The 22,035-nt window shown below is 70.8% G+C and carries 23 protein-coding genes; 10 read left to right on the top strand and 13 right to left on the bottom strand.

Annotated features, from left to right (window positions below; genetic code table 11):
• Window positions 1-251 precede the first annotated feature (251 nt).
• The 3 genes from AB0K36_RS23930 to AB0K36_RS23920 form a co-directional block, all read right to left on the bottom strand.
• Complete coding sequence (locus AB0K36_RS23930; RefSeq protein ID WP_364597861.1) at window positions 252-500, bottom strand: chaplin family protein; 249 nt, start codon at window positions 498-500, stop codon at window positions 252-254.
• A gap of 139 nt (window positions 501-639) precedes the next feature.
• Window positions 640-1,284, bottom strand: a complete 645-nt coding sequence (locus tag AB0K36_RS23925) for a response regulator (protein ID WP_364597858.1) — start codon at window positions 1,282-1,284, stop codon at window positions 640-642.
• Window positions 1,277-2,422, bottom strand: coding sequence for a GAF domain-containing sensor histidine kinase (locus AB0K36_RS23920; protein ID WP_364597855.1), 1,146 nt, complete (start codon window positions 2,420-2,422; stop codon window positions 1,277-1,279). Before AB0K36_RS23920 ends, AB0K36_RS23925 begins: the two co-directional genes overlap by 8 nt.
• 196 nt (window positions 2,423-2,618) lie before the next feature.
• Between AB0K36_RS23920 and AB0K36_RS23915 the strand changes: the two genes are divergently transcribed.
• The 3 genes from AB0K36_RS23915 (at window position 2,619) to AB0K36_RS23905 (ending at window position 5,398) form a co-directional block, all read left to right on the top strand.
• Window positions 2,619-3,317 carry an SDR family NAD(P)-dependent oxidoreductase gene (locus tag AB0K36_RS23915; RefSeq protein ID WP_364597852.1) on the top strand — a complete coding sequence of 233 codons (699 nt, stop codon included), beginning with the start codon at window positions 2,619-2,621 and terminating at the stop codon, window positions 3,315-3,317.
• Window positions 3,314-4,402, top strand: coding sequence for an S-adenosylmethionine:tRNA ribosyltransferase-isomerase (locus AB0K36_RS23910; protein ID WP_364597849.1), 1,089 nt, complete (start codon window positions 3,314-3,316; stop codon window positions 4,400-4,402). Before AB0K36_RS23915 ends, AB0K36_RS23910 begins: the two co-directional genes overlap by 4 nt.
• A gap of 276 nt (window positions 4,403-4,678) precedes the next feature.
• Window positions 4,679-5,398, top strand: a complete 720-nt coding sequence (locus AB0K36_RS23905; protein ID WP_364597846.1) for a transglycosylase SLT domain-containing protein — start codon at window positions 4,679-4,681, stop codon at window positions 5,396-5,398.
• A 112-nt stretch (window positions 5,399-5,510) separates the two neighbouring features.
• Here the strand turns inward: AB0K36_RS23905 and AB0K36_RS23900 are convergent, their stop codons facing one another.
• Entirely contained in the window at window positions 5,511-8,042 is a 2,532-nt protein-coding gene (locus AB0K36_RS23900; protein WP_364597843.1) for an ABC transporter ATP-binding protein/permease, read from the bottom strand.
• A gap of 342 nt (window positions 8,043-8,384) precedes the next feature.
• On the opposite strand from AB0K36_RS23900, the gene serB reads away from it, so the two are divergent.
• On the top strand, window positions 8,385-9,611 hold the full coding sequence (gene serB / locus AB0K36_RS23895; RefSeq protein ID WP_364597840.1) for a phosphoserine phosphatase SerB: 1,227 nt from the start codon (window positions 8,385-8,387) through the stop codon (window positions 9,609-9,611).
• Window positions 9,612-9,683: 72 nt separating this feature from the next.
• Here the strand turns inward: serB and AB0K36_RS23890 are convergent, their stop codons facing one another.
• From AB0K36_RS23890 to AB0K36_RS23875, 4 genes are all read right to left on the bottom strand, one after another.
• Window positions 9,684-10,235 carry a SixA phosphatase family protein gene (locus tag AB0K36_RS23890; RefSeq protein WP_364597837.1) on the bottom strand — a complete coding sequence of 184 codons (552 nt, stop codon included), beginning with the start codon at window positions 10,233-10,235 and terminating at the stop codon, window positions 9,684-9,686.
• Window positions 10,236-10,308: 73 nt separating this feature from the next.
• A complete protein-coding gene (locus AB0K36_RS23885; protein ID WP_364597835.1) occupies window positions 10,309-10,518 on the bottom strand; it encodes a hypothetical protein in 210 nt (69 codons plus the stop codon).
• Window positions 10,519-10,703: 185 nt separating this feature from the next.
• Window positions 10,704-10,820 carry an SGM_5486 family transporter-associated protein gene (locus AB0K36_RS23880; RefSeq protein ID WP_264242608.1) on the bottom strand — a complete coding sequence of 39 codons (117 nt, stop codon included), beginning with the start codon at window positions 10,818-10,820 and terminating at the stop codon, window positions 10,704-10,706.
• 4 nt (window positions 10,821-10,824) lie between these two features.
• Entirely contained in the window at window positions 10,825-12,102 is a 1,278-nt protein-coding gene (locus tag AB0K36_RS23875; protein ID WP_364597831.1) for a CynX/NimT family MFS transporter, read from the bottom strand.
• Window positions 12,103-12,209: 107 nt separating this feature from the next.
• Here AB0K36_RS23875 and AB0K36_RS23870 point away from each other — a divergent pair, with 107 nt between their 5' ends.
• Window positions 12,210-12,896, top strand: coding sequence for a FadR/GntR family transcriptional regulator (locus AB0K36_RS23870; RefSeq protein WP_364597828.1), 687 nt, complete (start codon window positions 12,210-12,212; stop codon window positions 12,894-12,896).
• On the opposite strand, the gene AB0K36_RS23865 is transcribed toward AB0K36_RS23870, so the two are convergent.
• The 3 genes from AB0K36_RS23865 to fabG form a co-directional block, all read right to left on the bottom strand.
• The gene (locus AB0K36_RS23865; protein WP_229835546.1) at window positions 12,859-13,302 is read right to left on the bottom strand and encodes a hypothetical protein; all 444 of its coding nucleotides are present in this window, start codon (window positions 13,300-13,302) and stop codon (window positions 12,859-12,861) included. The genes AB0K36_RS23870 and AB0K36_RS23865 overlap by 38 nt on opposite strands.
• Before the next feature lie 104 nt (window positions 13,303-13,406).
• The gene (gene fabI, locus AB0K36_RS23860; RefSeq protein ID WP_364597825.1) at window positions 13,407-14,174 is read right to left on the bottom strand and encodes an enoyl-ACP reductase FabI; all 768 of its coding nucleotides are present in this window, start codon (window positions 14,172-14,174) and stop codon (window positions 13,407-13,409) included.
• A gap of 4 nt (window positions 14,175-14,178) precedes the next feature.
• The gene (gene fabG / locus AB0K36_RS23855; RefSeq protein WP_189475710.1) at window positions 14,179-14,898 is read right to left on the bottom strand and encodes a 3-oxoacyl-[acyl-carrier-protein] reductase; all 720 of its coding nucleotides are present in this window, start codon (window positions 14,896-14,898) and stop codon (window positions 14,179-14,181) included.
• 229 nt (window positions 14,899-15,127) lie between these two features.
• On the opposite strand from fabG, the gene AB0K36_RS23850 reads away from it, so the two are divergent.
• The 3 genes from AB0K36_RS23850 to tyrS all read left to right on the top strand — a co-directional run bounded on the left by AB0K36_RS23850 (window position 15,128) and on the right by tyrS (window position 19,416).
• On the top strand, window positions 15,128-16,651 hold the full coding sequence (locus AB0K36_RS23850; RefSeq protein ID WP_364597822.1) for a TldD/PmbA family protein: 1,524 nt from the start codon (window positions 15,128-15,130) through the stop codon (window positions 16,649-16,651).
• Window positions 16,648-18,042: a metallopeptidase TldD-related protein gene (locus AB0K36_RS23845; RefSeq protein ID WP_364597819.1), complete on the top strand. Its 1,395-nt coding sequence runs from the start codon at window positions 16,648-16,650 to the stop codon at window positions 18,040-18,042. Before AB0K36_RS23850 ends, AB0K36_RS23845 begins: the two co-directional genes overlap by 4 nt.
• Before the next feature lie 105 nt (window positions 18,043-18,147).
• Window positions 18,148-19,416 (top strand): tyrosine--tRNA ligase, encoded by a 1,269-nt coding sequence (gene tyrS / locus AB0K36_RS23840; protein ID WP_364597816.1) that lies wholly within the window; start codon window positions 18,148-18,150, stop codon window positions 19,414-19,416.
• 179 nt (window positions 19,417-19,595) lie between these two features.
• Here the strand turns inward: tyrS and AB0K36_RS23835 are convergent, their stop codons facing one another.
• Window positions 19,596-19,874 carry a GlsB/YeaQ/YmgE family stress response membrane protein gene (locus AB0K36_RS23835; RefSeq protein WP_364597813.1) on the bottom strand — a complete coding sequence of 93 codons (279 nt, stop codon included), beginning with the start codon at window positions 19,872-19,874 and terminating at the stop codon, window positions 19,596-19,598.
• 227 nt (window positions 19,875-20,101) lie between these two features.
• On the opposite strand from AB0K36_RS23835, the gene AB0K36_RS23830 reads away from it, so the two are divergent.
• Window positions 20,102-20,476, top strand: a complete 375-nt coding sequence (locus tag AB0K36_RS23830; RefSeq protein ID WP_364597810.1) for a DUF3099 domain-containing protein — start codon at window positions 20,102-20,104, stop codon at window positions 20,474-20,476.
• Between the two features lie 202 nt (window positions 20,477-20,678).
• A complete protein-coding gene (locus AB0K36_RS23825; protein ID WP_229835544.1) occupies window positions 20,679-20,915 on the top strand; it encodes a hypothetical protein in 237 nt (78 codons plus the stop codon).
• Here the strand turns inward: AB0K36_RS23825 and moaA are convergent.
• Window positions 20,898-21,887, bottom strand: a complete 990-nt coding sequence (gene moaA / locus AB0K36_RS23820; RefSeq protein ID WP_364597807.1) for a GTP 3',8-cyclase MoaA — start codon at window positions 21,885-21,887, stop codon at window positions 20,898-20,900. The two genes, AB0K36_RS23825 and moaA, sit on opposite strands and share 18 nt — an antisense overlap.
• Between the last annotated feature and the right edge of the window lie 148 nt (window positions 21,888-22,035).

The following is a 22,035-nucleotide window of genomic DNA, read 5'->3' as shown; positions in this document are numbered from 1 at the left end:
GGCGGGGCTGATTTCGCGGAGCGAAATCCAGCCCGCCCGGCGCTTGAGGGCACCGCGCGAAGCGCGGTACGCCGCCCGCAGGGCGGTACGGGGCCCGGGCCTGCCCGCCACGCGGCGGAGCCGCACATCGGCACAGCGGGAAGGGGCGGGGTGGGGAACAGGCCCCGCGCAGCGGCCATCCGCACGCGCCCGGAACGCCGCACGGCCCCCGGGCTGCGCCCGGGGGCCGTGCGGTGAGAGCTCGAGCGGCGTCAGCCGTTGATGCCGACGTTGCCGAACGCCGGGTTCAGCAGGCCGATCACGTTCACCGAGTTGCCCACCACGTTCACCGGGACGTGCACCGGCACCTGGACCAGGTTGCCCGAGAGGACGCCCGGGGAGTGCACAGCCTCACCGTGGGCGTGCGAGCCGCCCGTCGTGGCCGACGCGACACCCGCACCCGCGGCGACGAGGCTGCCGGCGATCATCGTGAGGGCTGCGGCCTTCTTCAGGTTCTTCACTTCGTCATTCCTCCTGAGCACTCGCTGCGGCCGGCCGCCGCAGCACGCCATGGAGAACGCCCGCGAGTGGATCAGGATGCGCCGTGTGGGTGACATACACCCGACAGTATGAATCTTGGATCGGAGCGTGACGCTCCGGTCACTCCGTCATTCCGTGCCGGACAGCCCACAGCGCCGCCTGCGTGCGGTCCGCCACGTCCAGCTTCATCAGGATGTTCGAGACGTGCGTCTTGACGGTCTTCTCCGAGAGGACGAGCGCCCGGGCGATCTCCCGGTTCGAACGTCCGTCCGCGATGAGACCCAGTACCTCGCGCTCCCGCTCGGTGAGGCTGTTCCCGCGGCCCGTGCCGTTGCCCGGGTCGCCGTCGGACAGCAGCGCCCCCGCGATCTCCTGCTGGAGCAGCACGTGACCCGCGTGCACGGAACGGATGGCGCCGGCCAGCGCGTCCGGGTCCACGTCCTTGTAGACGTAGCCCGAAGCGCCCGCGCGCAGGGCGGGAACCACCGTGCGCTGCTCGGTGAAGCTGGTCACGATGAGGACCTTGGCCGGATTGGCCAGCTCCCTCAGCTTGCGCAGGGCGTCGATGCCGTCCATGCCCGGCATCTTGACGTCCATGAGGACGACGTCCGGCTTCAGCTCCTCGGTGAGGGCGACGCCCTCCGCGCCGTCACCCGCCTCGCCGACGACCTCTATGTCGTCCTGGACCTCCAGGAACGTGCGCAGGCCGCGCCGCACCACCTGATGATCGTCGACCAGCAGCACGCGGATCCTCTTGTCAGCCACCGGGGACCTCCATCTCGACCGTGGTGCCCCTGCCGGGCGCCGATTCGACCTTGAGCCTGCCTCCGACGCCGCTCGCCCTGTCCCGCATGGAGACGAGCCCCAGGTGGCGTCCGGCCCGGCGGACCGTCCGCGGCTCGAAGCCCTTGCCGTTGTCCGTGACGGAGAGGACGGCGCCCTGGCCCCGGCGGATCAGCGCCACGTCCACCTGCGCCGCGCCGGAATGGCGCAGCGCGTTGTGCAGCGCCTCCTGGGCGACCCTCAGCAGCGCCTCCTCCTGGGCGGCGGGCAGCGCCCTGATCCCGCAGGTGTCGAAGGTGACGCGCGCGCTGTGGGCGCGGTCGAGGACCTGTATCTGGGTGCGGAGGGTGTTGACGAGGCCGTCCTCGTCGAGCGCGGCGGGGCGCAGTTCCACGACGGCGGCGCGCAGCTCGTCCGCGGCCTCCGCGGCGAGCGCCGCCACCTGCTGGAGCTCGCCCTTGGCGCGGGCCGGGTCGCGGTCCACGAGCGCGGTGGCGGCCTGGGCGGTCAGCCGCAGGGAGAACAGCTTCTGGCTCACGGCGTCGTGCAGCTCGTGGGCGAGGCGGGAGCGCTCCTCCGCGATGGTGAGCTCGCGGCTGCGCTCGTAGAGGCGGGCGTTGGTGAGGGCGATGGCGGCGTGCTGGGCGAGGATGCCGAGCAGTTCCTCGTCCTCCTCCGTGAAACCGCAGCCGCCCTGCGGCTTGGGGCACCTCTTGTTCGCCAGGAACAGGGCGCCCATGGTCTCGTCGCCGTCCTTGATCGGCAGGCCGAGGAAGTCCGACATGTCGGGGTGGGCCGACGGCCAGCCCTCGAAGCGCGGGTCCTTGCGGACGTCCGCGAGCCGCTCCGGCTTCGCGTCGCGGAGCATCGAGGCGAGGATGCCGTGCTGCCGGGGCAGCGGTCCTATCGCCTTCCACTGGGCGTCGCTGACGCCGTCGACGACGAACTGGGCGAAGCCCCCGTGGTCGTCGGGCACGCCCAGCGCCGCGTACTCGGCGTCGAGCAGCTCCCGCGCCGAGGCCACGATCGTCTTCAGGACGTCGCGCACCTCGAGGCGCCTGCTCATCGCGAGGAGCGCGGTGCTCACGGCCGCGAGGCCGGAACCGGGTCGGTGACTCATGGACCAACCGTACCGGCGGGCTGTGACGGTCCGTATCGGTCCGGGGACCGCATCGGATTAGGCCTGCGGACGTAGGCCGAAGTGCCTTGCGGAGTGGGGCCTCGTGCCCGAGGCGGCGGAGTCGGCCGCGTTCCTACGTTGGGCCCATCCATACGGACAACGACAGCGGACAGCACGCGGCAAGGGGATGGGCACCATGGCGGTAGCAGTGATCACAGGGGCGTCGAAGGGCCTGGGGCGGGCGCTGGCGGCGGCTCTCGCGAGGGAGGGCTGGGACCTCGTCCTGGGCGCCAGAACCGCGGACGTACTGAAGGAGAGCGCGGAGCACGCGGCGCGGTACGGCACCCGTGTCGTGGCGGTGCCGGGTGACGTCACCGACCCCGGGCACCGCGCCGAGCTGGTGGCGGCGGCCGGGCGGCTCGGCGGTCTCGACCTGCTGGTGAACAACGCGAGCGCGCTGGGCGCCGAGCCGCTGGTGCGGCTGGAGGCGCTGCCGCCGGCGGGGCTGCGGGCGGCCCTGGAGACCAACGTGGTCGCTCCGCTGGGCCTGGTGCGGGAGGCGCTGCCCCTGCTGCGGGCGTCGCGGACGGGGGGCACGGTCGTCGCGGTCAGCTCGGACGCCGCGACCACGGCGTACGAGACCTGGGGCGGCTACGGCGCCTCCAAGGCGGCGCTCGACCAGCTCGCCGCCGTGCTGGCGGTCGAGGAGCCGGGTCTGCGGGTGTGGAGCGTCGACCCGGGCGACATGCAGACGGACCTGTACGCGGCCGCGGTGCCGGACGACGACGACCCCCGTCCCTCGCCCGGGTCCGTGGCGCCCGCGTTCCTGCGGCTGCTCGAGGAGCGGCCCGCCAGCGGCCGGTACGCGGCCACATCGCTGCTGGGGACCCGATGAGGACGGGGCAGCGCACGGGGGCGGTCCTGGAGACCCTGCGGGTGCCGGAGGAGCTGTCCGCCCGGGTGCCGGCGGAGGAGCGCGGGTCGGGCAGGGACGACGTGCGGCTGCTGGTCTCACGGGGTCAGGAGGTGTCGCACCACGTATTCCGCGACCTGCCGGGCCGGCTGCGGGCCGGTGACGTGCTGGTCGTCAACACGTCGGCCACCCTGGCGGCCGCCGTGGACGGGCGGCTCGGTGGCGAGGCGGTCGTGGTGCACTTCTCGACCCGCGGGGACCTCGGGCGCTGGGCGGTGGAACTGCGCAGGCCCGACGGCGGGGGCAGCACCCTCCCGCGCGCCGGGGGCCCGGCGGGTGCCGTCGTACGGGTACCGGGCGGGGGCGAGCTGGTGCTCGGGTCGCCGCTCGTGCCGGGCGGCGAGCGCCTGTGGTGGGCCACAGCCTCCGTGGACGTGCCGACGCTTCTGCGGCGGTACGGCAGGCCGATCCGCTACCGCTACACGGAGCGGGACCAGCCCCTGTCCGCCTATCAGACGGTCTTCGCGCTCCCCTCCCCCGACGGCTCGGGTTCCGCGGAGATGCCGAGCGCCGCCCGCCCCTTCACGCCCGGTGCGGTGGCGGACCTGGTGAGCAGGGGGGTGCAGTTCGCGCCGCTCGTGCTCCATACGGGCGTGGCGTCGGCGGAGGCGCACGAGCCGCCGTACCCGGAGCGCTTCGAGGTGCCGGCGGCCACGGCATGGCTGGTGAACGCGGCACGAGCGGCCGGGGGCCGGATCGTGGCGGTCGGCACGACGGCCGTGCGGGCCCTGGAGTCGGCGGCGGACGGCGAGGGGGTGGTGCGTCCCGTCTCCGGCTGGACGGACCTGGTCGTGACGCCGCGACGCGGTGTGCGGGCGGTGGACGGCCTCCTGACCGGACTGCACGAGCCGGAGGCGTCGCACCTGCTGATGCTGGCGGCCATCGCCGGCCGGGACGCTCTGACCTGCGCGTACGACGAGGCGCTGAAGCAGCGGTACCTCTGGCACGAGTTCGGCGACGTCCATCTCGTACTCCCCGCGGACGGCCCTCACACAGTGAATTGCTGACGCAACAGGCGGTGAGACCGGAGCGCGGGCGATGTGAGCCCGCGCATAGGGCCCAGATCACTTACGAGACTCTTTAGTTGATACAAAAGGGGCATCTGAGCGCGGACAGCACAGGCGAATCCGGACATTGGGAACATGTGATCCACTACCGCGGATCGTACGTCACACCTTTGCCACGCGATTTTGCGCCAGCTAAGAATTGCCGACGTCGCTACCGAACAGCGCAGAGCCGACCGGCCTGGAGCGACTTTCCGCTATTCGAAGAGGTACGTCTGTATGTCCGCGTTCATCACCCCTGATCTCCGTCGCCGCCTCAAGAGTCGTAAGACCGCCGTGGCCGGCATCGCCGCCGTCGCCGCCACGACCGTCGCACTCTCGCTCGCCCCGTCGGGCGACGCCGAGGCCGGCGTGAAGACCGAGGCAGCAGCCGCGGCGCCCGTCGCGTGGAAGGCCGACTCCAAGCAGGCCGCGGCCGTCCACGAGAGCATCACCAGCCAGAAGTCCGCCTTCGAGGCCCAGCTCAAGGCCACGCAGGCCAAGGCCAAGGCCGAGGCGAAGGCGAAGGCCGAGAAGGCCGCCGCCGAGAAGAAGGCAGCCGCCAAGGCCGCCGCCGAGAAGCGCGCCAAGGAGCAGGCCGCCAGCCGCTCCGCCGCCCGCCCGGCGAAGGTGACCTACCCGAACAACCTGGACGGGTGGATCCGCGAGGCCATGGCGATCATGAAGAAGCACGACATCCCCGGCAGCTACGAGGGCATCCACCGCAACATCATGCGGGAGTCCTCCGGTAACCCGCGGGCGATCAACAACTGGGACATCAACGCCATCAACGGTGTCCCCTCGAAGGGTCTGCTGCAGGTCATCAAGCCGACCTTCGACGCCTACCACGTCCCCGGCACCTCGTGGGACCAGTACGACCCGGTCGCCAACATCGTCGCCGCCTGCAACTACGCGGCCGACCGTTACGGCTCGATGGACAACGTCAACAGCGCCTACTGAGGCACTGCTGCGCTGAGCCGGCAGCACAACCGGCGGACATGAACAGACGCTGAAGGGCGCACCCCGCGCAGGGTGCGCCCTTCGGCGTCGTGCTGTCACGGCGTGACGTGCGTTACTTGCGCATGACCTCGGGCTCGTGGCGGCGCAGGAAGCGGGCGACGAGCACACCGCACAGGGCGCCGAGGGCGATCAGCGCGGCCATGTCCATGCCCCAGGCGGCAGCCTCGTGGTCCCACAGGGGGTCGGTGCTGGTCGGGTCGTCCGTGTTCGGGTTGATCTTGTTGAAGTCCAGCGTGGAACCGGCGGCCGCGACCGCCCAGCGCGACGGCATGAGGTACGAGAACTCGTTCACGCCGACGGTGCCGTGCAGGATGAACAGGCAGCCGGTGAACACGACCTGGATGATCGCGAACATCACCAGCAGCGGCATGGTCTTCTCAGCCGTCTTCACCAGTGCGGAGATGATCAGACCGAACATCATCGACGTGAAGCCGAGAGCCATGATCGGCAGCGAGAGCTCGAGCATGACCGCCCCGCCGAGGACCAGGCCCTCTTCCGGGAGCTCACGGGTGGCGAAGCCGATGGCGCCCACCAGACCGCCCTGGATCACGGTGATCATGCCGAGGACGACGACCTTGGACATCAGGTACGCGGAGCGTGACAGTCCGGTCGCGCGCTCGCGCTCGTAGATCACCCGCTCCTTGATCAGCTCACGGACCGAGTTCGCCGCGCCGGCGAAGCAGGCGCCGACCGCGAGGATCAGCAGCACCGTGGTGGCCGTGCCGTTCGGGATGATCCGGCCGGTCTGCGCGTTCTGGTTCACCAGCAGACCCTTGTCCGGGTCGATGAGCAGGCTCACCGCGCCCAGCACCGCCGGCAGGATCAGCATGAGGGCCATGAAGCCCTTGTCGGACACGATCACCGAGACGTAGCGGCGGATCAGGGTGAACAGCTGGGATCCCCAGCTCTGCGGCTTCGGCGGACGCATCTGCTGCGCCGGCGGCATGTTCACGGACTGCGCGGCGACGGCGTCGATGTCCGCCGCGTACATCTGGTAGTGCTGCGAACCGCGCCAGCGGCCCGCCCAGTCGTAGTCGCGGTAGTTCTCGAACGCGGAGAACACGTCGGCCCAGGTGCTGTAACCGAAGAAGTTGAGTGCTTCCTCCGGCGGACCGAAGTAGGCCACGGAACCGCCGGGAGCCATCACCAGGAGCTTGTCGCACAGCCCCAGCTCCGCCACGGAGTGCGTGACGACGAGGACCGTACGGCCGTCGTCCGCCAGGCCGCGCAGCAGCTGCATGACGTCACGGTCCATGCCCGGGTCGAGGCCGGAGGTCGGCTCGTCCAGGAAGATCAGCGACGGCTTGGTCAGCAGCTCGAGGGCGACCGACACGCGCTTGCGCTGGCCGCCGGAGAGCGAGGTGACCTTCTTGTCCTTGTGGATGTCGAGCTTGAGCTCGCGCAGCACCTCGTCGATACGGGCCTCGCGCTCGGCCTCGGCGGTGTCGCCGGGGAAGCGGAGCTTGGCCGCGTACTTCAGCGCCTTACGGACGGTGAGCTCCTTGTGCAGGATGTCGTCCTGCGGAACCAGACCGATGCGCTGGCGCAGCTCTGCGAACTGCTTGTAGAGGCTGCGGTTGTCGTAGAGGACGTCGCCCTGGTTGGCGGGCCGGTAGCCGGTGAGCGCCTTGAGCAGGGTGGACTTTCCGGAGCCGGACGGGCCGATGACACCGATCAGCGACTTCTCCGGGACACCGAAGGAGACGTCACGCAGGATCTGCTTGCCGCCGTCGACGGTGACCGTGAGGTGGCGGGCCGAGAAGGAGACCTCGCCGGTGTCGACGAACTCCTCGAGCTGGCCGCCGACGATACGGAAGGTGGAGTGGCCGACGCCGACGATGTCGTTCGGGCCGATGAGGACCGTGCCGGACTTGGCGATCGGCTGACCGTTGACGTAGGTGCCGTTGTGGGAACCGAGGTCACGGATCTCGAAGCGGCCGTCGGGGTGCGCGGTGAACTCGGCGTGGTGGCGCGAGACCTGCAGGTCGGAGACGACCAGCTCGTTCTCGAGCGCACGGCCGATGCGCATGACGCGGCCGAGGGAGAGCTGGTGGAACGTCGTCGGGCTGCGGTCGCCGTGGACCGGCGGGACGCCCTGGGCGCTGTGCACCCCTTGCTGGTGCGGGACCTGCGGCTGCTGCGCCTGCGGAGGCTGCTGCTGCCAGCCCTGCTGGGCGGGCTGCTGCGGCGGCTGGGCCTGCGGCCAGCCCTGCTGCGGCGGCTGCTGCACCGGCGCCTTCGCGGCCTGCTGCGGCGCACCCTGGGCGTAGGCGCCCGCGCCCGCCACCGCGCCGACGCCGCTCAGGCCGAGGCGCGGACCGTCGGTGGCGTTGCCGAGGTGCACCGCTGTGCCGGGGCCGATCTCCATCTGATGGATCCGCTGGCCCTGCACATACGTGCCGTTGGTGCTGCCGTGGTCCTCGATGACCCAACTGCGCCCGCCCCAGCTGATCGTGGCGTGCCGCCACGAGACCCGGGCGTCGTCGATCACCACATCGCCCTGGGGATCACGGCCCAGGGTGTAGGACCTGGACGGATCGAGCGTCCAGGTGTTTCCGTTCAATTCCAGTACGAGTTCCGGCACTCCATGCCCCACTAGTTGTCCCCCGAGCTTCCCCCGTCGCCGGGAGTCTAGGGAAGGCGAACATCGTGGGGAACTATTTCAGGCCCGGTCCCGTATCCGAAAGCCGGGCCGTGTGAAGACCTCGTTCGGTACCGAGTTGGGACGTTCGCCGACGCGGAGGGACCGGGCCGGCGGCGGCGATCACCCACGAGTGGTGACGGATCATGCGTGAATCGAATAATCCGCGCCATTCGGGTCGGATGCTTCGCTCCCGGTCGCACGGGCGTGCGTCGGCCGCTCAGGTGTCCGTCAGGCGGGACAGGACCGCTCCTCCGGGCCGTCGCCCGATACGGTGGTAGCACCATGAGCGCATCTCAGCCCCCTCCCGACGCCGATGTCCCCACCCTTCTCGTGAAGATCTTCGGGAAGGACCGCCCGGGGATCACCGCCGGGCTCTTCGACACCCTCGCCGCGTACGCCGTCGATGTCGTCGACATCGAGCAGGTCGTCTCCCGTGGCCGCCTCGTGCTGTGCGCGCTCGTCACGGCACCGACGGCCGGCGGGGCCACCGAGGGCGACCTGCGGGCCACCGTGCACAGCTGGGCCGACTCGCTGAAACTGCAGGCCGAGATCATCTCGGGTACGGGTGACAACCGGCCGCGCGGCAGCGGGCGTTCGCATGTGACCGTGCTCGGCCACCCGCTCACCGCGGAGTCCACGGCGGCCATAGCGGCCACCATCGCCGGCACCGGCGGCAACATCGACCGCATCTTCCGGCTGGCGAAGTATCCGGTGACCGCGGTGGAGTTCGCGGTCTCCGGCGTGGAGACCGGGCCGCTGCGGACGGCGCTGGCCATGGAGGCCGCCGAGATCGGCGTCGACGTGGCCGTGGTCTCCGCCGGACTGCACCGGCGCGCGCAGCGGCTGGTCGTCATGGATGTCGACTCCACGCTCATCCAGGACGAGGTCATCGAGCTCTTCGCGGCCCACGCCGGCTGCGAGGACCAGGTCGCGGAGGTGACCGCCGCGGCGATGCGCGGCGAGCTGGACTTCGAGCAGTCGCTGCACGCGCGGGTGGCGCTGCTGGAGGGCCTCGACGCCTCCGTGGTGGACAAGGTGCGTACGGAGGTGCGGCTCACCCCGGGTGCGCGGACCCTGATCCGCACGCTGAAGCGGCTCGGCTATCAAGTGGGCGTCGTGTCCGGCGGCTTCACCCAGGTCACCGACGATCTCAAGGAGCGGCTCGGGCTCGATTTCGCGTCGGCGAACACGCTGGAGATCAAGGACGGGAAGCTCACCGGCCGGGTCGTCGGCGAGATCGTGGACCGGGCCGGCAAGGCCCGGTTGCTGCGCCGGTTCGCGGCGGAGGCCGGGGTCCCGCTCGCCCAGACGGTCGCCATCGGCGACGGCGCCAACGACCTCGACATGCTGAACGCCGCGGGGCTCGGCGTCGCGTTCAACGCCAAGCCCGTCGTGCGCAAGGCCGCGCACACGGCGGTCAACGTGCCCTTCCTCGACACGGTGCTCTATCTGCTGGGCATCACCCGCGAAGAGGTCGAGGCAGCCGACGACGGCACCGGCGAGCACTGACGTACGCGGGACCGGAACGGCAGGGCCCCGGCACACGCGGTGTGCCGGGGCCCTGCCGTTCTTCGTGCCGGATCACTCGTGCGGGGTCCAGTAGTCGAGCAGTTTGCCCACGCCGTGCTCGACGGACTTCCACGGTCCGGTGACCGACAGGACGGCGAACGCCGAGGTCGGGAAGCCGTCGCTGGTCATCCGGGCCAGTGCGTCACCCTCCGTGCTGCCCGCGAGGGCGTCCGCCAGGGCGTGCATACCGGGGTTGTGGCCGATGACGAGCAGATCGTTCACGTCGTCGGGGGTCTCGGTCAGCAGGGCGAGCAGATCGCCGAGAGAGGCCTCGTAGAGCCGCTCCTCGTAGACCGTCTTCGGGCGGTGCGGCAGCTCGTGCACCGCGAGCTTCCATGTCTCGCGGGTCCTGACCGCTGTCGAGCACAGGGCCAGGTCGAAATCGATACCGGTCTCCGCGAGCCGGCGACCGGCCACCGGGGCGTCCTTCCGGCCTCGCTCGGCGAGCGGGCGCTCATGGTCGGACACCTGGGGCCAGTCGGCCTTTGCGTGCCGGAGGAGGACGATCCTGCGGGATTCGGGAGGTCCGGGGGGTGTCCCACCGGAAGACACAGCGGCGCTCATGTCACCCAGCTTCGCATGAAATGAGCCAGCAGGCGCAGGGTGTTGACGTGCTCCGCCGTGAAGAGTGACCCCGTCAACGGGCCAGCATCCGGTGCACGAGCCGGATGACCTCGCCGACCCCCTGTCCGTCGCCCGCCGCGGCGTGCGCCTGCCCGGGACCGGCGATCAGCAGGAGCAGCGCGCAGAAGGCGATCACCGGGAGTGCCAGCGCCCACCAGGGCAGCTCGCCCCCGGCGACGCCCGGGGACCGGGTGAGGGACCGGGGGTGCGTGTGGGCCGGCATGGCCGCCTCCGTACGTCTAGAGGTCGATTCCCTCAAACGTACGGATCATGGACGGCCGGGCCCATCCGGTGGCCCACCCACTTCACCCTGAGCCTGGCCCCCTAGGGGAGGGTGGTGCCAGCACCACCGTCCCTCCGCGTCGAGGGAGGGACGGGGCCCCGGTGCCCGGCCGGAGCGGGGTCGGGTCAGGGAGCGGCGATCGTGGCGATGACCGAGATGACCACGCCGATGAGCAGGATCAGGCCGAAGATCCCGAGGAGCTTCTTCTGGCCGTTCTGGGGGTTCGGGTCGAGCACTGGCATGGTCTCAGTCTCGCATCCCGGTCTCGTCCTCGATCGTCCGGTCCCTGCCCGCGAGGACGCCCATGGCGATCTGGGGCACGAGAAGGGCCGCCATCAGCCCGATCGGCAGGCCCCAGCCGCCGCTGTGCTGATAGAGCACGCCGACCAGGAGCGGCCCGGGGATGGAGATCAGGTAGCCGGTCGACTGGACGAACGCGGAGAGCCGCACGACACCCGCACCGGTCCTGGACCGCATGCCGATCATGGTGAGCGCCAGCGGGAACGAGCAGTTCGAGATGCCCAGCAGCAGCGCCCACGCCCACGCGCCCGCCGCCGGTGCCAGGAGGAGTCCCAGGTAGCCGGTCAGGCCGCACAGGCCGAGACCGATCGCGATCGGTCCCTGCCGGCTCAGCCGGGTCGCCAGTCGCGGAATGACGAAGGCCAGCGGCACGCCCATGACCATGGTGACGGCGAGCAGCACGCCGGCGGTCTGCGCCGAGACACCCGCGTCGCGGAAGATCTGCGGCATCCAGCCCATGGTGATGTACGCACCGGTCGCCTGGAGCCCGAAGAAGCAGGCCAGGGCCCATGCGGTCGGGCTGCGGGTGATCCGCGGAGCGGGGGCGGGGTCGTCCCCCTGGGCCGTTCGCTCCGCGCCGTCCCCGCGGTCGCGGTCGCGCACCAGTCCGAGCCAGGGCAGTACGGCGACGGCCGCCAGCAGCGCCCACACGGCGAGACCGACCCGCCAACTGCCACCCAGCGCGCTCGTGATGGGCACGGTCGCGGCCGCCGCCACGGATGTGCCGAGCGCCAGCGCCATCGAGTAGAGGCCGGTCATGGAGCCGACCCGGTCGGGGAAGTAGCGCTTGACGATCACCGGCATCAGTACGTTGCTGACGGCGATGCCCATCAGGGCGAGCGCGCTGGCGGCGAGGAACCCGGCCGTGCCACCGGCGAAGGGCCGTACGACGAGCCCCGTCGCGATGGCCGCCATTCCGGCGCACAGGACGGCGCCGGGTCCGAAGCGGCGGGCGAGGCGGGGTGCGGCGGTGCCGAAGAGGGCGAAGCACAGCGGCGGCACGGAGGTGAGCATGCCGGCCACGCTGCCACTCATGTGCAGCCCGGTCCTGGCCTCTTCGAGCAGGGCTCCGAGGCTGGTGATGGCGGGGCGCAGGTTGAGCGCGGCGAGGACGATGCCGACGAGGACGAGCCGGGTGATCCACACCGGGCCCGTGCGGGCGGCAGAATCCCGGGGAGCAGGGGCTGTCGCGGCGGGGCTCAGTGTGCGGGTCTCGTCAGGCATTGGCCCATCATAGAATCATGGGATGATTGGTTGTCCAATCCTGGACGACACCTCGGCCGCCGGCCGCCCCAGGGCGTCGGGCGGACGCCTTCACGACAAGGAGCACCATGGCGCTGTCCTCTCCCCGGCGTTCCGCACTGTCCGACCAGGTGATCGCCCAGTTGCGGAACCAGATCACCTCGGGCGAGTGGCCGGTGGGTTCACGGATCCCGACCGAACCCGAACTCGTCGAACAGCTCGGCGTCGCCCGCAACACCGTCCGCGAGGCGGTACGGGCACTCGCCCACAACGGGCTGCTCGACATCCGGCAGGGCTCGGGGACGTACGTGCTGGCCACCAGTGAGCTCGCGGGCGTCATGCACCGGCGGTTCGCCGACGCCGACCCCCGGCACATCGCGGAGCTGCGCTCCACGATGGAGTCCTCCGCGGCGAGGCTGGCCGCCGAGCGGCGCACAGAGCGCGACCTCAGGCAGCTGGACGCCCTCCTGGCGAGGCGCGAGGAGGCATGGGCCTCCGGCGTCGCGGAGGCGTTCGTCGCCGCCGACGCGACGTTCCACCTCGCCGTGGTGGCCGCCTCGCACAACGAGGTGCTGACCGGTCTCTACGCCGACCTCGGCGATCTGCTGCGCGACTGGCTGCGCGAGGACATCGGCCAGGATCTGCGCCCCGAGCACCACATGGACCACGCGCGGATGGTCGAGGCGATCCGCGCGGGCGACGGCGACGCGGCCGCCTCGGAGGCGGCCGGCTACCCGTTCATGTGCCTGCGTCGGCCCGCGGCGGCTGGTGGCTGATCCACACCGAGCGGATCTCCTTCCAGCACCGTCCGGTCAGTTCCCCGTACTCGGCCGGGCGGAGCAGGACCGGGGCGGTGTCCGCGTCGACGTCCCACCAGCGGTCGCACTCGACGTGCAGCCGCACACGGTCGGCGGCGGGATACGGGTTGTGGCAGTAGGCGGTGACCCGGGAGCCTTCCACGACGGTGCTGCACCGGGCCTGGTAGGACGGCTGCGCCGGGCGGGGGTCCTGCGTCTCCTGACGGAACTGAAGGGCGGTGTAGGTGATCCCCCACACCAGCACCGTCGCGGCGGCCAGGGCGGAGGCGTTGCGCCATTTCGTACGCACGAGCAGGACCTCCTCGGCCGGGCTGCGGCGCACGCGCCACAACAGCACCACAAGGAAGATGTGCTCCTCCAGCATCGCCGCCCTCGCCCCCGGGCGCCCAGCCGCTGGGCCGAACGAGGGACGCCCCGCCCACCGCGCCAAGCGGTGGACGGGGCGTCCCTGGTGTACGTATGTGCTGGTCAGGCACCCATGATGTGCACGCCGCCGTCGACGTGGACGATCTCGCCGGTGGTCTTCGGGAAGAAGTCCGAGAGCAGCGCGACGACACCGCGGCCGGCCGGCTCCGGGTCGGCCATGTCCCACTCGAGCGGGGACCGCTCGTCCCACACCTTCGCGAGGTCGGAGAAGCCGGGGATGGACTTGGCGGCCATCGAGCCGAGCGGACCGGCCGAGATCAGGTTGCAGCGCACGTTCTGCTTGCCGAGGTCCCGCGCCAGGTAGCGGCTGGTGGCCTCGAGGGCGGCCTTCGCCGGGCCCATCCAGTCGTACTGCGGCCAGGCGAACTGCGCGTCGAAGGTCAGACCGACGACCGAGCCGCCGTTCTGCATCAGCGGCAGGCAGGCCATGGTCAGGGACTTCAGCGAGAACGCGGAGACGTGCATCGCGGTCGACACCGACTCGAAGGGCGTGTTGAGGAAGTTGCCGCCGAGGGCGTCCTGCGGGGCGAAGCCGATCGAGTGGACGACACCGTCCAGACCGCCGAGCTCCTCGCGCACGATGCCCTCGACGCGGGCCAGGTGCTCGTCGTTGGTGACGTCGAGCTCGATGACCTTCGCGGGCCTGGGGAGCTTCTTGGCGATGCGCTCGGTCAGGGTGGGCCGCGGGAAGGCGGTGAGGATGATCTCCGCGCCCTGCTCCTGGGCCACCTTGGCGGTGTGGAAGGCGATGGAGGACTCCATCAGCACACCGGTGATCAGGACGCGCTTGCCCTCGAGAATTCCGCTCATGTGATCAGTGACCCATGCCCAATCCGCCGTCAACGGGGATGACGGCTCCAGTGATGTACGAGGCGTCGTCGGAGGCCAGGAAGCGCACGGCGGCGGCGATCTCCTCCGGCTTCGCGTAACGGCCGAGCGGCACCTGCGAGACGATGCCCGCGCGCTGCTCGTCGGTGAGCACCTGCGTCATGTCGGTGTCGACAAAACCGGGCGCGACGACGTTGAAGGTGATGTTCCGCGAACCGAGCTCACGGGCCAAGGAGCGGGCGAAGCCCACCAGGCCGGCCTTCGAGGCGGCGTAGTTGGCCTGCCCGGCCGAGCCCAGCAGCCCGACGACGGAGGAGATCAGCACGACACGGCCCTTCTTGGCGCGCAGCATGCCGCGGTTGGCGCGCTTGACGACCCGGAAGGTGCCGGTGAGGTTGGTGTCGAGGACGGAGGTGAAGTCGTCCTCCGACATCCGCATCAGCAGCTGGTCCTTGGTGATGCCGGCGTTGGCGACCAGCACCTCCACATTGCCGTGCTTCTCCTCGATCTCCTTGTAGGCCTGCTCCACCTGCTCGGCGTCCGTGATGTCGCAGCGGACGGGCAGGCAGCCCGCCTCGACGAGCTCGGCGGGCGGCTCGCCCGACCGGTAGGTGATGGCGACCTTGTCGCCGTTCTCGGCGAAAGCGCGGGCGATGGCGAGGCCGATGCCCCGGTTTCCTCCGGTGACGAGAACCGAGCGGCTCAACGGATCACCCTTTCGTCAGTGGTCTGGAGCACCTGGCAGCCAGGCGACTACCCGAAAACCTATCGGTCCGGTCCGTCGTACGGGGAATCGGTCCCTGACAGCGCCGCAGATCAGTCACTGTCGGGTCCCTACAGAAGAGGACGGCACGGCATCCTTCACAACCCGCTGGGCAACAGGCACCCCGTCGCGACATGATCGGGGCGACCCGTCGCGACGACAGGAGACATCCGTGCCTCATTCCATCGACGAAGCCTTCACGGCGCTGCCGCTGCGGGCGCTCGCCGACGCGGCACTCGCCCGGGCCCGCGCGCTCGGCGCCGAGCACGCCGACTTCCGTCTCGAGCGTGTACGCAGTGCGGCGTGGCGGCTGCGTGACGCCAAGCTCGCCGGTTCCTCCGACACCACGGACCTCGGGTACGCCGTGCGCGTCGTGCACGGCGGTGCGTGGGGCTTCGCCTCGGGGGTGGATCTCACCATGGACGCCGCGGCACGCGTCGCGGGCCAGGCGGTGGCGATGGCGAAGCTGTCGGCGAAGGTGATCGCGGCGGCCGGGTCCGACGAGCGCGTGGAGCTGGCGGACGAGCCGGTGCACTCGGAGAAGACGTGGGTCTCGTCGTACGAGATCGACCCCTTCGAGGTACCCGACGAGGAGAAGACCGCGCTGCTCGCCGACTTCAGCGGCCGGCTGCTGCGGGCGGACGGCGTGGCGCACGTGGACGCGTCGCTGCTCACCGTCCACGAGAACAAGTTCTACGCGGACACGGCCGGCACCGTCACCACGCAGCAGCGTGTCCGGCTGCACCCGCAGCTCACCGCGGTCGCCGTCGACGGCACCAGCGGCGAGTTCGACTCGATGCGCACCATCGCGCCGCCGGCCGGCCGCGGCTGGGAGTACCTGACCGGCACGGGCTGGGACTGGGACCGGGAGCTGGAGGAGATCCCCGGACTGCTGGCGGAGAAGATGCGCGCGCCGAGCGTCGAGTCGGGCCGCTACGACCTGGTGGTCGACCCGTCGAACCTGTGGCTGACGATCCACGAGTCGATCGGCCACGCCACCGAGCTGGACCGGGCGCTCGGCTACGAGGCCGCGTACGCGGGGACCTCGTTCGCGACCTTCGACCAGCTGGGGAAGCTGGCGTACGGCTCGTCCGTGATGAACGTGACCGGCGACCGCACGGCCGAGCACGGGCTGGCGACGATCGGGTACGACGACGAGGGCGTCGAGGCGCAGAGCTGGGACCTGGTCAAGGACGGCACGCTGGTCGGCTACCAGCTGGACCGGCGGATCGCGAAGCTGACGAACCTCGGCCGGTCCAACGGCTGCGCGTACGCCGACTCCCCCGCGCACGTCCCGGTGCAGCGGATGGCGAACGTGTCGCTCCGCCCGGATCCGGGAGGCCTGTCGACGGAGGACCTGATCGGCGGGGTCGAGCGGGGCATCTACGTGGTCGGCGACCGGTCGTGGTCCATCGACATGCAGCGCTACAACTTCCAGTTCACCGGGCAGCGGTTCTTCCGGATCGAGAACGGCCGGCTGGCCGGACAGCTCCGGGACGTCGCGTACCAGGCGACGACCACCGAGTTCTGGGGCTCCATGGAGCAGGTCGGCGGCCCGCAGACCTATGTGCTCGGTGGGGCGTTCAACTGCGGGAAGGCCCAGCCGGGCCAGGTCGCCGCGGTCTCCCACGGCTGCCCCTCCGCCCTCTTCCGGGGCGTCAACATTCTGAACACCACGCAGGAGGCCGGCCGATGAGCCCCCGTACGACCAAGCCGCACGAGATCGTCGAGCGGGCTCTCGAGCTGTCCACCGCCGACGGCTGTGTCGTCATCGCCGACGAGGAGTCGTCCGCCAATCTGCGCTGGGCCGGCAACGCCCTGACCACCAACGGCGTCACCCGCGGCCGTACCCTCACCGTCATCGCGACCGTCGACGGCGCCGAGGGAACCGCCTCCGGTGTGGTGTCCCGGTCCGCGGTGACCGCCGCCGACCTCGAGCCGCTGGTGCGCGCCGCCGAGGCGGCCGCCCGCGGCGCCGGTCCCGCCGAGGACGCCCAGCCGCTGGTCGAGGGCACCCCGGCGTCCCCCGACTTCACGGACGCTCCCGCCGAGACCACCTCGGCCGTGTTCGCCGACTTCGCACCCGCCCTCGGAGAGGCCTTCGCGCGGGCCCGGGCCGGCGGCCGGGAGCTGTACGGCTTCGCCAACCACGAGATGACCTCCACCTATGTGGGCACCTCCACCGGACTGCGGCTGCGCCACGACCAGCCGAACGGCACCCTCGAGCTGAACGCCAAGTCCCCGGACCGTACGCGCTCGGCGTGGGCGGGCCGCTCCACGCGGGACTTCAAGGACGTCGACCCGGCCGTCATGGACGCCGAACTGGCGCAGCGCCTGGTCTGGGCCCAGCGCCGGACCGAGCTGCCCGCGGGCCGGTACGAGACGCTTCTGCCGCCCACCGCCGTGGCCGACCTGCTGATCTACCAGATGTGGTCGTCCGCGGCCCGCGACGCGGCGGAGGGCCGCACGGTCTTCTCCAAGCCGGGCGGCGGCACCCGCGTCGGGGAGACGCTGTCCCCCCTTCCGCTGACCCTGCGCAGCGACCCGCACGAGCCGGGCCTCGAGTCGGCCCCGTTCGTGATCGCGCACTCCTCCGGCGACGACGCCTCCGTCTTCGACAACGGCCTGCCGATCACGGCGACGGACTGGGTGCGGGACGGAAAGCTCGATCGTCTGGTGGCCACCCGGCACAGCGCCGGTCTGACCGGACTGCCGGTGGCGCCTGGAGCGGGGAACCTCGTCCTGGACGGCGGCGGTGAGCGCAGCCTGGAGGAGATGGTGGCCGGCACGGCCCGCGGTCTGCTGCTGACGTGCCTCTGGTACATCCGCGAGGTCGACCCGGCGACGCTGCTGCTGACTGGTCTGACCAGGGACGGCGTGTATCTGGTGGAGAACGGCGAGGTCGTCGGCGAGGTCAACAACTTCCGCTTCAACGAGTCGCCCGTCGATCTGCTGTCGCGGGCGGCGGAGGCCGGGCGCAGCGAGAAGACGCTGCCGCGCGAGTGGGGCGACTGGTTCACCCGGGCCTCGATGCCCGCGCTGCGGGTGCCGGACTTCAACATGAGCTCGGTGAGCAAGGGCGTGTGAGCGCCGGATATCCGGTCGGCCCGGCCCCCGGTCACCAATAGACTGGGTGGTAGCGCCCCGCTACCACCCAGTGGGGTTTCCACTGTTCCAAGGAGACACGACACCGTGACGGACATCGTCGACGAGCTGAAGTGGCGCGGGCTGATGGCCCAGTCCACCGACGAAGAGGCCCTGCGCAAGGCTCTCGCGGACGGTCCTGTCACGTTCTATTGCGGCTTCGACCCCACCGCGGCGAGCCTGCACGTCGGTCACCTGGTGCAGGTGCTCACCATCCGCCGCCTCCAGCAGGCCGGGCACCGCCCGCTCGCGCTGGTCGGCGGGGCGACGGGGCAGATCGGCGACCCGCGGCCGACCGCGGAGCGCACGCTGAACGATCCGGAGACGATCGGGCGCTGGGTCGACCGGCTGCGTTCGCAGATCGAGCTGTACCTGTCCTTCGAGGGCGACAACGCGGCGATCATGGTGAACAACCTGGACTGGACCGCGGGCATGTCCGCGATCGAGTTCCTGCGGGACATCGGCAAGCACTTCCGCGTCAACAAGATGCTCACCAAGGACTCGGTCGCCCGCCGCCTGGAGTCCGAGCAGGGCATCAGCTACACGGAGTTCAGCTACCAGCTGCTGCAGGGCATGGACTTCCTGGAGCTGTACCGCCGCTACGGCTGCACCCTGCAGCAGGGCGGCAGCGACCAGTGGGGCAACCTGACCGCGGGACTGGACCTGATCCACCGGCTCGAGCCGGACGCCGAGGTGCACGCCCTGGCCACGCCGCTGATGACCAAGGCGGACGGCACCAAGTTCGGCAAGTCCGAGACGGGAACGCTCTGGCTCGACCCGGAGATGACGACGCCGTACGCGTTCTACCAGTTCTGGCTGAACACGGACGACCGGGACATCTCCCGCTACATGCGTGTCCTGAGCTTCAAGAGCCGCGAGGAGCTCGAGGAGCTGGAGAAGCAGACGGAGGAGCGGCCGCAGGCGCGGGCCGCGCAACGCGCGCTGGCGGAGGAGCTGACGACGCTGGTGCACGGCGCGGACCAGTGCGCCGCGGTGATCAACGCCTCCCGGGCGCTGTTCGGTCAGGGCGAGCTGGCGGACCTGGACGAGGCGACACTGCGTGCCGCCCTCGCCGAGCTGCCGCACGCGCGGGTCGGCGAGCTGCTGCCGGTGGTCGATCTGTTCACCGAGGTCGGTCTGGCGCCGAGCAAGTCCGCCGCCCGCCGCACGGTGAAGGAGGGCGGCGCCTACGTGAACAACGTGAAGGTGACCGCCGAGGACGCGGTGGTGGCCGGTGACGAGCTGCTGCACGGCCGCTGGCTGGTCCTGCGCCGGGGCAAGAAGAACCTGGCGGCGGTCGAGGTCGCGGCCGGCTGACCGGAGCAGGACGTGCGGTGGCCGGTCGGCCGGGAGCAGCACGTTTCCGCAGCCTGCCGACCAAAGCGGGACCTGGCGTGCCGGCCGGCCGGGAGCAGGACGCACCCGAGGACCGGTGACCGGAGCAGGACATGCCGTGGCCGGGTGGGCGTGCTCGCCCACCCGGCCACGGGTGTTCGTCAGGCGCGATGCTGTTTCTTGCCGCGGGCGGCGGTGTAAGCCATGTCGCCCAGGAAGACGATGACGATGGCAGCCGCGAGCTGAAGTGCGTGCCGGCCCCAGTCGATGCCGCTGGTCTCCGCGATGCCGAAACCACGGGCGACGGCGTTGCCGATGATGGCGCCGATGATGCCGAAGATGGTGGTCAGCCACAGCGGACTGTGCTGCTTGCCCGGGATGATCGCTTTCGCCAGCAGGCCCAGCACGAATCCCACGATGATCGCCCACAACCAGCCCATGGCTGCCTCCTTGTCCGGCCTTGCGTGAGCAGTTACGTCGCCAGTCTCGGCGCGTGGGCCGTACGGCGCATGTCGGGGTCGGCCGTACGTGCGTCGGCGCAGGCCGGGCACGCAGACGTAGGGCGGCCCCGCTCTCGAACGCGGCGCAGCCCGGGCGTACCGTGGAGGATCGGAGCAGGGGAACGTCCGCCGAAGGTCCGGCACGGGGAAACGGGTGGTGGAGCACGATGCGGAAGCATGGTGGGACCGAGGTCTTCCGGATCACCGGCGCACGGCAGGGCCTTGCCGACGACGTCCGCGGCAGGCAGCGCCGCTATGTGATCTCGATGTCGATCAGGACGGTCGCCGTGATCCTCGCGGCGGTGCTGTGGAACGTGGAACGCCATGTGGCGATCGTGGCGCTGGCGCTCGGTGTGCTGCTGCCGTACATCTCCGTCGTCATCGCCAACGCGGGGCGGGAGAACGCCCCTTCGCTCCCGTCGACGTTCGTCCAGCCCCCGGTCCGGCCGGCCGTCGAGGCCGCCCCCGAGCAGCGCGAGGCGGAACCGGAGCCGGAGGCGGAGCCCTTCCAGGAGGACCGTCCGGGGGCCGGGCAGCGCTGATCACGGCGGTGTCCGGCGGGTCTTCGAAGCTCAAGAAAAGCTCAGATCAATCATGAAGTTCCGGTGCACCTCACCCTGTCCCCCGTGACATACTGCGTACGCGCTCCGCATCCCCCGTCGGAGCGACGGACCGACGCCGGGCAGCTCCCCCCGTGGCTGCTCGGCGTCGCCATGCTGGGACAATGATCCCGTGAATCCTCCGGTGAGTGACGAAACCCCGATCTGCTCTGCCAAGGGCTGCCGTACCGGCGCCGTCTGGGTCCTCGCCTGGAACAACCCGAAACTGCACACTCCGGACCGCCGCAAGACGTGGCTGGCGTGCGACGAGCACCGCGAGCACCTGTCCCAGTTCCTCGGGGTGCGCGGTTTCCTGAAGGACGTCGTGACGCTGGAGGAGTGGGAGCGGGGTGCCGGGGCCGGGTCAGCCGCCGATGGCTGACATGGGACGCTCCGGCTGCAGGAACGACGGGTCGTCGAGACCGGATCCGGCCTTCTTGCCCCACATCGCCAGCCGCCAGATGCGGGCGATCTCCTCGTCGGGCGCCTCCGAGCGCAGCGCCGCCCGCAGGTCGGTCTCCTCGGTGGCGAAGAGGCAGGTGCGCACCTGACCGTCGGCGGTGAGCCGGGTCCGGTCGCAGGCGCGGCAGAACGGACGGGTGACGGAGGCGATGACGCCGACCCGCTGCGGCCCGCCGTCGACGAGCCACCGCTCCGCCGGCGCGGATCCGCGCGCGGCGTCGCCTTCGGGGGTGAGGGTGAAGCGCGTCCGCAAGGACTGGAGGATGTCCCCCGCGGTGATCATGCCGTCACGCTTCCAGCCGTGCTGTGCGTCGAGCGGCATCTGCTCGATGAAACGCAGTTCGTATTCGTTCTCCACGGCCCAGGCGAGCAGGTCGGGTGCCTCGTCGTCGTTCAACCCGGGCATCAGGACGGCGTTGACCTTGACCGGGGTCAGGCCGGCGGCGCGGGCGGCTTCGAGGCCGTCGAGCACATCGTGGTGGCGGTCGCGGCGGGTGAGGGTCTTGAAGACGTCGGGCCGCAGGGTGTCCAGGGAGACGTTGACCCGGTCCAGGCCGGCGGCCTTGAGGGCCGCGGCGGTGCGCTTGAGCCCGATGCCGTTGGTGGTGAGGGACATCTTGGGGCGGGGCTCCAGGGCGGCGCAGCGCTCGACGATGCCGACCAGTCCCGGGCGCAGCAGCGGCTCACCGCCGGTGAAGCGCACCTCGGTGATGCCGAGGTCGGTGACGGCGATGCGGATCAGCCGGACGATTTCGTCATCGGTGAGCAGATCGGGCTTGGCCAGCCACTGCAGGCCCTCTTCGGGCATACAGTACGTACACCGCAGATTGCACCGGTCCGTCAGAGAAACGCGCAGGTCAGTGGCCACTCGGCCGTAGGTGTCGATGAGCACTGTGGGCCCCCTCCCCTAATCGCGGATCCGACGGTTTCGAGCCTACGCGACGCCGCCGACAACACCAGGGCCCGATTGGCACGAGGTACGGCACGGCCGCGTCGTAGGACCCTACGACGCGGCCGCTGACATGCGTATGTCGTTTTCC

The organism is Streptomyces kurssanovii (assembly GCF_040677245.1).
Taxonomy (GTDB): domain Bacteria; phylum Actinomycetota; class Actinomycetes; order Streptomycetales; family Streptomycetaceae; genus Streptomyces; species Streptomyces kurssanovii.
Note: the sequence above shows the minus strand (reverse complement) of the source record. Positions and strands in the feature narration are given on the sequence as shown.

What these genes read in the sequence shown, in the direction of transcription:
- AB0K36_RS23905 (WP_364597846.1), top strand. Translation starts at nt 4,679, where the DNA reads ATGTCCGCGTTCATCACCCCTGATCTCCGTCGCCGCCTCAAGAGTCGT.
- AB0K36_RS23845 (WP_364597819.1), top strand. Translation starts at nt 16,648, where the DNA reads ATGAGCCCCCGTACGACCAAGCCGCACGAGATCGTCGAGCGGGCTCTC.
- AB0K36_RS23835 (WP_364597813.1), bottom strand. Translation starts at nt 19,874, where the DNA reads ATGGGCTGGTTGTGGGCGATCATCGTGGGATTCGTGCTGGGCCTGCTG.
- fabI (WP_364597825.1), bottom strand. Translation starts at nt 14,174, where the DNA reads ATGAGCGGAATTCTCGAGGGCAAGCGCGTCCTGATCACCGGTGTGCTG.
- AB0K36_RS23890 (WP_364597837.1), bottom strand. Translation starts at nt 10,235, where the DNA reads ATGAGCGCCGCTGTGTCTTCCGGTGGGACACCCCCCGGACCTCCCGAA.
- AB0K36_RS23920 (WP_364597855.1), bottom strand. Translation starts at nt 2,422, where the DNA reads ATGAGTCACCGACCCGGTTCCGGCCTCGCGGCCGTGAGCACCGCGCTC.
- serB (WP_364597840.1), top strand. Translation starts at nt 8,385, where the DNA reads ATGAGCGCATCTCAGCCCCCTCCCGACGCCGATGTCCCCACCCTTCTC.
- AB0K36_RS23915 (WP_364597852.1), top strand. Translation starts at nt 2,619, where the DNA reads ATGGCGGTAGCAGTGATCACAGGGGCGTCGAAGGGCCTGGGGCGGGCG.
- AB0K36_RS23870 (WP_364597828.1), top strand. Translation starts at nt 12,210, where the DNA reads ATGGCGCTGTCCTCTCCCCGGCGTTCCGCACTGTCCGACCAGGTGATC.
- AB0K36_RS23875 (WP_364597831.1), bottom strand. Translation starts at nt 12,102, where the DNA reads ATGCCTGACGAGACCCGCACACTGAGCCCCGCCGCGACAGCCCCTGCT.
- AB0K36_RS23880 (WP_264242608.1), bottom strand. Translation starts at nt 10,820, where the DNA reads ATGCCAGTGCTCGACCCGAACCCCCAGAACGGCCAGAAGAAGCTCCTC.
- AB0K36_RS23830 (WP_364597810.1), top strand. Translation starts at nt 20,102, where the DNA reads ATGCGGAAGCATGGTGGGACCGAGGTCTTCCGGATCACCGGCGCACGG.
- AB0K36_RS23910 (WP_364597849.1), top strand. Translation starts at nt 3,314, where the DNA reads ATGAGGACGGGGCAGCGCACGGGGGCGGTCCTGGAGACCCTGCGGGTG.
- AB0K36_RS23865 (WP_229835546.1), bottom strand. Translation starts at nt 13,302, where the DNA reads ATGCTGGAGGAGCACATCTTCCTTGTGGTGCTGTTGTGGCGCGTGCGC.
- AB0K36_RS23885 (WP_364597835.1), bottom strand. Translation starts at nt 10,518, where the DNA reads ATGCCGGCCCACACGCACCCCCGGTCCCTCACCCGGTCCCCGGGCGTC.